Raw genomic sequence first — 10586 nt, 5'->3', positions numbered from 1 at the left:
GCCGACTGCCCAGCGCTCGGCCGCCGAGGCCGGGTCGGCGCCGATGAGCTACGGCGAGGCGACGGATGCCGCCCGGCGGGCGCGCGAAGAGCAGGCGCGCGTCGATCGGGCCGATGCCGAGCAGGCGGCGACCAACCCCGCCCAGAGTGAACGGCCCGGGGGCGAGCAGGCGAGCCGTGCGCCCCGGGAACGGCCCCGCTACGGCGAGTTCGCCGAGCCCGAGGCATCCGAAGCCGGCGACCAGGAGCACCGGCCCAGCTGAATCCCCTGCCGCCTCCCAGCATGCGCGAGTAGCGTCACCGCATGGTGTCGCGATTCGAGCTCGAACGCGAGATCGCCGAAGGCGAAGACCCGCGGCGGCCGATCCGACGGTGGCTCCGCAGCATCCGCCGGCGCATTCGCGGGCGGCCTGCGCTGCGCAGCTTCTACCGGATCCTCGTCGCCGTGATCGGCGGTGCGATCGCGACGCTCGGGCTTCTGCTCGTGCCGCTGCCCGGGCCGGGATGGCTCGTGGTCTTCCTCGGCCTCGCGATCCTCGGCACCGAGTTCGTGTGGGCGAACCGCACCGCTGCGTTCACGAAGCGCCAGCTCGCGCGATTCTGGGCGTGGTGGCAGCGTCGCCGGGCCGAACGCGCCGAACGTGCCGAACGCGCTGAACGCGCTGAACGCGAGGGACGCCCGGGGCGCGCCGCGTGACCGAGGGCCGAGTGCGGGCGCGTCTCACCCCAGCCGGCTCACCAGAGGTCGTTGCGCGACGCTGAGATCGTGAATCCGTGCCCGCTCGCCGAGTTCTCGCAGGTCATGCCCTCGGGCTCGGACACGCACGTGATGCCGCCGTACTCGATCGAGGTGCCGTGCTCGAGCACGGGCGTGTCGACGCGGTACTCGCTCTCGAACGCGACATCGCCGCGCTTCCTCGGATGGGTCTCACCATCGCCCGTGGCCTCGATGCCCCAGCCGCACGGCACTTGCGCGTCGTAGCAGTAGTCGGCGGGATCGTCGCTCGGGAACTCCCACTCCTTCTCCTCGATCCTGCACCCCCACAGGTACTCGACGTCGGACGTGACGATTCCGCACCGCAGGTCGCCCGACGGCGACGTGAAGACGACGCCGTCACCCAGCTCCTGGGTAGCGAACGGGGCCGCGTCAACCGGAACCACGGCGGTGACCGGCTCCGCCGGAGCGGGCGTCGATGACGAGGATGCGGATGCGACCGTGGTGGGCTCGGCCTCGGCACCGGCGGCGATTGCGGTGCAGGAGCTCAGCAGGAGCACCACCGAGGCGGCCACGAGCGCGGCTCGCAACGTGTGGGGTCTGGTCATGGACGGACTCTATCGACTCGACGGGCTCGGGCGGTGCCGGCCGATATCTCGATTCGGCAACGCTCGAGCTGCGGCGAGTCGCCTACCAGATGACCGGCTTCTCGGGCGTGTAGAGCCACACGTCGAAGAACGTCTCGAGCTCCTGGCCCGACACCTCCTCGGAGAGCGCGATGAAGTCGGCGGTCGACGCGGTACCGCCCCCGAACCGCTCCACCCACGTCTGCGTCAGCTCGAAGAACGCGTCGTCGCCGATCTCCACGCGCAGCGCGTGCAGGGTGGCGGCGCCGCGGTCGTACACCGGGTTCAGGAAGAGTCCGAGCGGACCTGGGTCGGCGACGACGAGCGCCCACTCCTCATCGTCGGCGGGGATCGCAAGGTAGTCGTCGAACGCCGCCTGGGCGGTGTCAACGCCGCGGTGCTCGGCCCACATCCACTGCGAGTAGGTCGCCCAGCCCTCGTTGAGCCAGATGTCCGCCCAGCGGTTCGGGCTCACGTGGTCGCCCATCCACTGGTGTGCGAGCTCGTGCGCGACGGTGCCCTCTCGGGCAGTGCGGGAGAAGAACGATCGCGTCTGCGTCTCGAGCGCGTAGCCGACCGTGTCGTCGTCGACGATCGCGCCGTACGAGTTGAACGGGTACGGTCCGTACAGCCCCTCGAAGAAGACGAGCATGTCGCTCGTGAGCGCGAGACTCGCCGACGGATCGCCGAGTCGAGCCGGGTCGACAGCGTCGAAGATCGGCGTGCCGTTCGCGGCGACGTACTCGTTCACCACGTAGTCGCCCACGCTGGCCGTGGCGAGATAGGCGGCCATCGGGTCGGGTGCGTCCCAGTACCACGTCGTCTTTCCGTCGACCGTGGTCGCGGGACCGCTGGGCAGGCCGTTCGCGACCGCGACGAGGCCTTCGGGCACCGTGATCTCGAACGAGTACGTCGACTTGTCGGTCGGGTGATCGTTGACGGGGAACCACGTGGCCGATCCGTCGGGCTCGCTCACCACCATGGCGCCGTCGCGGGTGGTGACCCAGCCGTACAGCGCACCCTCGATGTCCGTCGGCTGCGTGGTCGTTCCGCCGTAGGTCACCACGACCTGGGTCTTCTTGCCGGCCTTGACCTTCTTCGTGGGCGTGATGACGAGCTCGTTCGACGTTTGAGTGAAGGTCGCCGGCTTGCCGGCCACCGTGACCTCCGTGGCCGTGAGGCCGCGCAGGTCGAGGTTGAATCGGCTGAGATCCTGCGTCGGGATGAGGTCGATCGTGGCGACGCCGTCGAGACGGCCCTCGAGCGGCGCCGGCTCGGGCGGTGCCGGTGTGTAGTCGAGGTCGAGGTCGTAGTGCACGACGTCGGTGCCACCGTTGCCGGCGAGCGGGAAGTATGGGTCCCCGGCCCCGTCAGAGCCGGGAATGTACTCCGGCGATGCGGCGACGGCGACGGATGGCGCGCCGAAGAGGGCGACCGCGGCGACTGCCGATCCGAGGGCGAGGAGTGCGTTGCGAAGACGGGACGGCATGGATCCTCCAGCGTTCGGTGGTGCGATCGACGACACTGCCGCGGGGATCTGACCGGAGCCGGCCGGGAGCGACTGTGCAGCCACCCTAGACCGCGTGATCTCGACCCCGCCAGAGTTGCGGCGATGTCAGGCGACGGCGGCCCGCACCCACGCCTCGACCTCGTCGGCCGTGCGAGGGATGCGCGCCGAGAGGTTCTCGGCACCTCCCTCGGTGACGAGGATGTCGTCTTCGATGCGCACGCCGATGCCGCGGAACTCCGCGGGCACGGTGAGGTCGTCGGGCTGGAAGTAGAGCCCGGGCTCGATCGTGAAGACCATGCCGGGCTCGAGCACGCCGTCCATGTACATCGAGCGACGTGCCTGGGCGCAGTCGTGCACGTCGAGGCCGAGGTGGTGGCTCGTGCCGTGCACCATGTACCGACGGTGGAACTGGTTCTCGGGCTCGAGCGACTCCTCGGCCGAGACGGGCAGGAAGCCCCACTCCGCGGTCTTGCGTGCGATGACGCCCATGGCGGCGGCGTGCACGTCGCGGAAGATCGCACCTGGGCGCACGACCGCGAACGCGGCATCCGCGGCCTCGAGCACTGCCTCGTAGATCTGCCGTTGCACGGGCGAGAACGTGCCGTTCACGGGGAAGGTGCGGGTGATGTCGGCCGTGTAATACGTGTCGAGCTCGACGCCGGCGTCGAGCAGCACGAGGTCGCCGGGCGCGACGGTCCCGTCGTTGCGGGTCCAGTGCAGGATGGTCGCGTGCGGTCCGGCCGCGGCGATCGAGCCGTATCCGACATCGTTGCCCTCGAGTCGGGCGCGGGTCGCGAAGACGCCCTCGATCACGCGCTCGCCCCGTACCTCGGCGGTGATGCGGGGAAGCTCCGCGATGACCTCGGTGAAGCCGCGCTCGGTCGCATCGATCGCGGCGCGCATCTCGCCCACCTCGAACTCGTCTTTCACGAGGCGGAGCTCGGAGAGCACTCGTGCCAGTTCGCCGTCGGGCTCGTGGTCGCCGCCGACCTCGATGCTGAACGGGGTGTCGGCGGCGTTCGTCGAGAGCGCCTGCTCGGCGGCGAACCGGATGCGGGCGTGGTCGACGCGATCGGTGATCGCGGAGTCGGCCTCGCGCAGCACGAGCGTCGCGGTGTCGACCGCCTCGATCACGTGCTCGAAGTCGTCGAGGCCCCGCGTCTCGATCGCGAGATCGGCGGCGACGTGTGCGAGCGATGGGCGCGCCCCGATCCAGAACTCGCCGATCGCCGGGTTGGCGTAGAACTCCTCGGAGTCGCGGCCGGCACGCTCACGGAAGTACACGGTGGCGGTGTGGCCCTCGCCGTCGGGCGAGAGCACGAGCACGGCGCCGGGCTCGCTGTCGGAACCCCAACCCGTGAGGTGGGCGAACGCCGAGTGCGCCCGGTAGGGATAGTCGGTGTCGTTGGCGCGCTGCTTCATGTCGCCGGCCGGGATGATGAGACGCACGCCGGTGAATGCCGCTGACACCCTGGCACGGCGCGCCGCAGCGAACGCGGCTTGGGCACGCGCGGGCGGCAGGGTTTCTTCACGCTCGGCCCAGCCCTTGCCGATGAACTCCTTGAACCCCTCGGACCCGGGCGTCGTCGAGCGGTTCGCGTTGCGACCGGCCTCTTCGGATGTCGGGGGTGCCGTCTTGGTCGAGGTGTCGGTCGAGTTCGCCATGCCTCCCATTCTCGCACCGACCTCCGGAGGGCGGGATCGCGTCGAACCTCGTGACGGACCGACGCGGCGGCTCAGCCGGCGGGGGAGAGCGTCGCCACGACGGGGCGATGGTCGCTGCCCGCGTCGTCGTACTGCTGCAGCGTGCGGAAGTCGTCGACCTGCCAGTTCGGTGTCGCGAGCACGTGGTCGATCGGACTGCCGAGCAGCATCGGCAGGTTGGTGGGCCACGTGCCGAGCGCTGCGGCATGGGCGTCGTCGGCGGCATCGGAGCACCGCCCGAGATCGCCGCCGGAGAGCCCGCGACCGGCGAAGTGATCGACGGTCGCGTTGAAGTCTCCCGCCATGATCACGTTCTCGCCGGCGCACTGCTCGGCGAGCCAGTCGAGGTCGCTGCGCCAGTTCCGCAACTCCCAGCGGATCGGGGCGACGGCGTGGACGGCCACGATGCGGGGCCCTGCACCGTCGACCGGGTCGGCGACGACGGTGGGCAGGGTGTTCGTGTTTCCGGGCGGCCCGGGCGCCTCCACCGAGACGACCTCGTAGTCGCCGAGGTCTGGACTGATGAGGATGGTCGTCGATCGCGCCTTGGAGATGAGGTCGAACGCCTGGGTGTGCACCCACATCGGGCTGCCGCCGTCGCGCATCGCGATCGCCACCTCTTCGCCGATCGGGGTCGTCGTCTCGGGCAGCACGACGACGTCGGCACCCTCATCGAGTGCGATCTCCGCGATCACGGAAGCGTCGGGCACCTCGCCGAGGGTGTTCCACGAGAGCACCGTGATCGACTCGGCCGGCGCCTCGCCCGAGGCATCCGCTGCCCCGATGCCCCGCGCCGTGAGCACCGCGACGTTGCCCATCGCGAAGAGCCCGAGCACGACCGCCATCGCGATGCCGAAGCGTCGGGCGGGCCTCGCGATCGCGACCAGCAGGAACAGCCCCGCCGCGATCACCCCGCACACGGCGGCGACGCCCCGCAACGCCACGATGTGCGCCGCGATCCACTGGTTCTGCAGACCGAAGCCCTGCGGCCAGACGAGCACGACGGCCACGATGAGGATGCCGAGCACGACGGCCCAACCGAGGATGCGGGGGAGCATTCCATCAACCCTAGGCGAGTCCGCGGTGCTTCGACGGCGAGGTCGCCCCCGATCAGCTGGGAGTCGCCGGAGAGGATGCCGCGACTAGCATGAAGGGATGTCCGGAGCCCCTGATGCCGTCGGCGAAGCCGACCTGCACACGCACTCGACGGTCTCCGACGGAACGGAATCCCCAACGCGGCTGATGGAGCAGGCCGCCGCGGCCGGGCTCTGGGGCATCGCGCTCACCGACCACGATTCGACGAGCGGATGGGCCGAGGCCGCCGCCGCCGTGCACGAGACGGGCGTCGCCCTCATTCGCGGCATGGAACTCTCGACACGATCGGGCTTCATGAGCGTCCACATGCTCGCGTACCTCGTCGACCCACTCGATGAGGGGCTCCTCGCCGAGACGGCGCGCATCCGCGAATCGCGGCTCAGCCGCGCGGAGGAGATCGTGCGCCGTATCGGGCGCGACTACGCGCTCGATTGGGACGACGTGCTCGCCCAGACCGCCGAGGGCACCACCATCGGACGCCCGCACATCGCCGACGCCCTCGTCGCTCGCGGGCACGTGGCCACGCGATCTGCGGCGTTCGAGGGCATCCTGCATCCTCGCGCCGGCTACGCCCACCCGCATTACGCGCCCGACCCGCTCACCGGCGTGCGGCTCATCCGCGCCGCGGGCGGCGTGCCCGTGCTCGCCCACCCGGGCACTCGCGGCGCGGAGCGCGTGATGGACGAGGACTCGATCGCCCGACTCGTCGACGCGGGCCTCTTCGGGCTCGAGATCGACCACCCTGAGAACCGCCCCGACGCCAAGCGGCGTCTGCGAGAGCTCGCGACCCGCTACAAGCTCGAGGTGACGGGGTCGAGCGATTATCACGGCGCCGGAAAGCCGAATCGCCTCGGCGAGCTCCGCACGTCGGCCGGGGTCGTCGAGCGGATCATCGCCGAGGCGAGCGGTGCGGAGCCGCTGATTCCCTGAGGGAGCGGATGCCGCGAGCTCAGGCCTGCGGGGTCGGACCGCCCGTGCGGGGTCCGCGACGGCGGCGTCGACGCTGCGGCGCGGAATTGCCGTCGTGGTGCTCGGGGCCCTTGCCGTCGTGCGTGCCGGTGCCCGGTTCCCGCGTTGCGGCGGCGTCGGTCGTGGTGGTGTTGTCGCCGGCCGGCTCGGCCGACTCGCCACCCCGAGTGCGACGACGCGAGCGAGTGGAGCGCGGCGCGCGCTCGGCGTCGGCGTCGCCTTCGGTACGGACTGCGCTGCTCGAACGCGGCGCTGCGCCGTTCTCGGTGCGGCCGGCGGTGCTCGACCGCGGGGCGGCCGAGGCGGGCTTCAAGCGGCCCTTCGTTCCCTGGGGGATGTCGAGGTCGTCGTAGAGGTGCGGGCTCGACGAGTAGGTCTCGGTCGGCTCGGGCTGGCCGAACTCGAGGGCTCGGTTGATGAGCGCCCACTTGTGCAGGTCGTCCCAGTCGACGAACGTCACGGCGATGCCGGTCTTGCCGGCCCGACCGGTGCGGCCCACGCGGTGCAGGTACGCCTTGTCGTCGTCGGGGATGGTGTGGTTGATCACGTGAGTGACGTCATCGACATCGATGCCGCGCGCCGCGACATCCGTGGCGATCAGCACGTCTTTCTTGCCGGCCTTGAACGCGGCCATGGCACGCTCGCGCTGATCTTGATTCAGGTCGCCGTGCACGGCCGCGGCGTTGAAGCCGCGATCGTTCAGCTCTTCGACGAGCTTCGCGGCCGCGCGCTTCGTGCGGGTGAAGATCACGGTCTTGCCGCGACCCTCGGCCTGCAGGATGCGCGAGATGACCTCTTCTTTGTCGAGCGAGTGGGCGCGGTAGACGAGGTGCTTGATGTTCGCCTGCGTGAGCCCCTCGTCGGGGTCGGTCGCGCGGATGTGGATGGGGCGCACCATGAAGCGACGCGCGAGGGCGACGATCGGTCCGGGCATGGTGGCCGAGAACAGCATCGTGTGGCGGGTGGGGGGCGTCTGCGCCATGAGCTTCTCGATGTCGGCGAGGAAGCCGAGGTCGAGCATCTTGTCGGCCTCGTCGAGCACCATCTCGCTCACGTTCTTGAGGGAGAGGAGTCGCTGCGAGGCGAGGTCGAGGAGGCGGCCGGGCGTGCCGACGACGATCTGCGCGCCGGCCTTGAGCTGCTCGATCTGACCTTCGTAGGCCTTGCCGCCGTAGATCGAGACGATCTTCGTAGGCCGGTTCGACGTGGCGATCTCGAGGTCTTCCGTGACCTGCACGCAAAGCTCACGGGTGGGCACGACGACGAGCACCTTGACGCCGCCTTCGGGGTCGTCGCCGATGCGCTGGATGATGGGAAGCCCGAAGCCGAACGTCTTGCCGGTGCCGGTCTTCGCCTGCCCGATGATGTCCTGCCCGGCGAGGGCGAGGGGGATGGTCTGTTCCTGGATGGGGAAGGCATCGATGATGCCCTTCCCGGCGAGGGCGTCGACGATGTCGGACGCGACGCCGAGGTCTGCGAAAGTAGTCAATATTCTGCCTGTCGAAGTTGCTGGATGAGGGTGCGCCTCGTCTCAACTCCAGGCGCACGGCCGCGGATCCACCGCCCGCGTGCACCCCAAGCCTATCCGAGACTCCCTGTGAGCCTCGGATAGGCTGTCTCCGTGGTGACCTGGGGCAAGCGACGCAGTGTGCGTCAAGAGACGCCTCGCTTGCGTCCGCGCGTTTCACCGACCGATCTCGCACGGGTCGACTTCACCGAACTCGTGCCCGATCCGGTGCCGTTCCTCGGGCAGGCTGCGTACATCCAGCTCGAGTTCTTCGAGAGCCTCGCGAAGGCCGTCGCGACCGCGCCGACCCTCCCGGCGAAAGAGGGACTGAGTGCCGCCGCGGGCGTGGCGCTGCGCAAGCACCATGCGCTCATCGCCGAATTGCGGCTGCTCGGCGTCGAACCCGACGACGTGATGGCACCGTTCGCGCCGGCGACCGATCGGTTCCGCCAGGCCAGCGCCGGTGCCGACTGGTACGAGCTGCTGCTCGGCATCCATGTCACGTCGGGCATGCTCGACGGCTACTTCTCACGACTCTCGTCGGGGCTGCCCTCCGAGCTCGGGGCGCGCGTGCGTTCGATCCTCCACGAGGGCGGCTCCGCGATCGTGCTCGAGACCGAGCTCCGCTCGGCGATCGAGGCGCAGCCCGGACTCGCCGATCGGCTTGCCCTGTGGGGGAGGAGCCTCGTGGGCGATACCCTGCTGATCGCACGTTCGGCGCTCCGGGCATCCGACTCGGCAGACCGCTGGGGTGCCCAGGTGGAGCCGGTCTTCACCGAGCTCATCGCCGATCACACCAGGCGCATGGACGCACTCGGGCTCACGGCCTGATCGAGCTCGACGGCGGCACGTGACCGCGCGCGATCGTGTGCCCGGTCGTCAGGCGCGTCGGGCGTGCTCGACCTCGGCGCGCGCGACTCCGGGTCGCGCCAGGCGCTCGAAGAGCGCCGTGTCGGCGCGATCGCGACGGGGTCCGATCAGGAATGCGGTGGCGCCGGCCACCAGACCTGCGGCGACGAGCGAGACCACCCAGATCCATCCGCCGTCCCACGCCCAGCCGAGCCAGGTCAGCGCGACCCACACGACACCCGCGACGGCAGTGCCGATCGCGGGAACGAGGGCCACGCCGCGCGTGTGCCGCTGCGGAAGCGCGTAATGGGCCGCGAGGCCGAGAATCGCGCCGCCGAGCGTGACGAAGAGGAGTTCCATCGTCAGGCGACGAAGCCGATGCGACGCGACTCCTCGGAGCCGATCTCGACGTAGGCGAGGGCCGAAGCCGGTACGACGTAGACGGCACCCTTCGAGTCGGAGAGCTTCAGGTGCGGGGCCTGCCCTGAGAGTGCGGCGGCGACGGCCTGCTCGACCTCTGCGGCTGATTGCGAGGTCTCGAATCCGAGTTCACGAGGGGAGTTCTGAATGCCGATACGAACGTCCACGGTGCACCTTTCTGCTTTGCGCCAACACTACGACACCGGCCGCGCCGGCCCGTTCGCGTTCACTGTCGGCGGAACCGGTTACGGTTGCGGCATGCAGGCCCCCGCGTCATCCATCGACACCTCGCTCGGGCTCGCCGAGGGCGAGCACGCGGCGGTCTTCGGGGCGCCCGGCAGCGGCAAGACGACCCTCGCCGTCGAACTCGTCGCCGATCGAGTCGAGCGGCTCGGATACGCGCCCGAAGAGGTGCTCGTCGTGTCGGCGACGCGCGCTTCGGCGACGTCGCTGCGCGATGCGCTCGCGGTGCGGCTCGGCATCACCACGCGCGGTCCGCTCGCCCGCACGGCGAACTCGATCGCCTTCCAGCTCGTGCGCGCCTACACGGGCGCGCCGGTCACACTCCTCACGGGTGCCGAGCACGACCAGATCATCGGCGAACTGCTCGAGGGCGGCATCCGCGACGGCTTCGGGCCCGAGTGGCCCGATTCGCTCGGCCCAGAGGTGCGGGTGCTCCGCGGCTTCCGCACCGAGCTCCGAGACCTCCTCATGCGCGCCGTCGAGCACGGGGTCGACGCTCACGGGCTCGCCGAGCTCGGCGCTCGAGCCGAGCGGCCGGAGTGGCGTGCTGCGGCACAGTTCCTCGCCGAGTACGCCGACGTGAAAGAGCAGTTGCGCCCCTCGCAGTTCGACTCGTCGGAGCTCGCAGCGTATGCCGCCGCGATCGTGCACCGCAGCCTCGACGAGCCTGCCGCGTCCGCCGCGCTCGGCACCCTGGCGCAATTGCGGCTGCTCGTCGTCGACGACGCGCAAGAGGCCACCGAGACCACCGCGGCGCTGCTCGGCGCATTCGCTGCGCGCGGGGTCGCGGTCGTGGCCTTCGGCGACCCCGACGTCGCGAGCAACGGATTCCGCGGCGGCCGCGCCGAACTGCTCGGCTCGCTCGGCGCGGTGCTCGGCGGCCGAGCGGTGCGACGCATCGCGCTCGACGCCGTGCACCGAGGCCGGCTCGAGCTGCGCGCCGTCGTGA

Annotated in this window: 12 protein-coding genes; 5 read left to right on the top strand and 7 right to left on the bottom strand. The window is 70.4% G+C overall.

Features of this window, described 5'->3' with window-relative positions; genetic code table 11:
• The coding region (locus ESP51_RS20770; RefSeq protein WP_206737375.1) for a hypothetical protein at positions 1 to 262 on the top strand (262 nt) is incomplete at its 5' end.
• A gap of 41 nt (positions 263 to 303) precedes the next feature.
• Positions 304 to 696 (top strand): TIGR02611 family protein, encoded by a 393-nt coding sequence (locus tag ESP51_RS19670; RefSeq protein WP_129522564.1) that lies wholly within the window; start codon positions 304 to 306, stop codon positions 694 to 696.
• 38 nt (positions 697 to 734) lie between these two features.
• Here ESP51_RS19670 and ESP51_RS19665 read toward each other — a convergent pair whose 3' ends face one another.
• From ESP51_RS19665 to ESP51_RS19650, 4 genes are all read right to left on the bottom strand, one after another.
• Positions 735 to 1322 (bottom strand): DUF6636 domain-containing protein, encoded by a 588-nt coding sequence (locus ESP51_RS19665; RefSeq protein WP_129522563.1) that lies wholly within the window; start codon positions 1320 to 1322, stop codon positions 735 to 737.
• Positions 1323 to 1404: 82 nt separating this feature from the next.
• Positions 1405 to 2829, bottom strand: coding sequence for a M1 family metallopeptidase (locus tag ESP51_RS19660; protein ID WP_129522562.1), 1425 nt, complete (start codon positions 2827 to 2829; stop codon positions 1405 to 1407).
• A 126-nt stretch (positions 2830 to 2955) separates the two neighbouring features.
• On the bottom strand, positions 2956 to 4515 hold the full coding sequence (locus ESP51_RS19655; RefSeq protein WP_129522561.1) for an aminopeptidase P family protein: 1560 nt from the start codon (positions 4513 to 4515) through the stop codon (positions 2956 to 2958).
• A 71-nt stretch (positions 4516 to 4586) separates the two neighbouring features.
• On the bottom strand, positions 4587 to 5612 hold the full coding sequence (locus ESP51_RS19650) for an endonuclease/exonuclease/phosphatase family protein (protein WP_129522560.1): 1026 nt from the start codon (positions 5610 to 5612) through the stop codon (positions 4587 to 4589).
• A gap of 97 nt (positions 5613 to 5709) precedes the next feature.
• Here ESP51_RS19650 and ESP51_RS19645 point away from each other — a divergent pair, with 97 nt between their 5' ends.
• Positions 5710 to 6579: a PHP domain-containing protein gene (locus ESP51_RS19645; RefSeq protein WP_129522559.1), complete on the top strand. Its 870-nt coding sequence runs from the start codon at positions 5710 to 5712 to the stop codon at positions 6577 to 6579.
• Between the two features lie 19 nt (positions 6580 to 6598).
• Here the strand turns inward: ESP51_RS19645 and ESP51_RS19640 are convergent, their stop codons facing one another.
• A complete protein-coding gene (locus ESP51_RS19640; RefSeq protein WP_129522558.1) occupies positions 6599 to 8107 on the bottom strand; it encodes a DEAD/DEAH box helicase in 1509 nt (502 codons plus the stop codon).
• A gap of 132 nt (positions 8108 to 8239) precedes the next feature.
• On the opposite strand from ESP51_RS19640, the gene ESP51_RS19635 reads away from it, so the two are divergent.
• A complete protein-coding gene (locus ESP51_RS19635) occupies positions 8240 to 8956 on the top strand; it encodes a ferritin-like fold-containing protein (RefSeq protein WP_129522557.1) in 717 nt (238 codons plus the stop codon).
• Between the two features lie 48 nt (positions 8957 to 9004).
• On the opposite strand, the gene ESP51_RS19630 is transcribed toward ESP51_RS19635, so the two are convergent.
• Complete coding sequence (locus tag ESP51_RS19630; RefSeq protein ID WP_206737374.1) at positions 9005 to 9334, bottom strand: hypothetical protein; 330 nt, start codon at positions 9332 to 9334, stop codon at positions 9005 to 9007.
• A gap of 2 nt (positions 9335 to 9336) precedes the next feature.
• Positions 9337 to 9561: a DUF3107 domain-containing protein gene (locus tag ESP51_RS19625; RefSeq protein ID WP_129522556.1), complete on the bottom strand. Its 225-nt coding sequence runs from the start codon at positions 9559 to 9561 to the stop codon at positions 9337 to 9339.
• A 91-nt stretch (positions 9562 to 9652) separates the two neighbouring features.
• On the opposite strand from ESP51_RS19625, the gene ESP51_RS19620 reads away from it, so the two are divergent.
• The coding region (locus ESP51_RS19620) for a UvrD-helicase domain-containing protein (RefSeq protein WP_164990610.1) at positions 9653 to 10586 on the top strand (934 nt) is incomplete at its 3' end.

The sequence above is a fragment of the Agromyces albus genome (assembly GCF_004134825.1).
Lineage (GTDB): Bacteria > Actinomycetota > Actinomycetes > Actinomycetales > Microbacteriaceae > Agromyces > Agromyces albus.
This window is presented reverse-complemented; position numbering and strand designations above follow the sequence as displayed.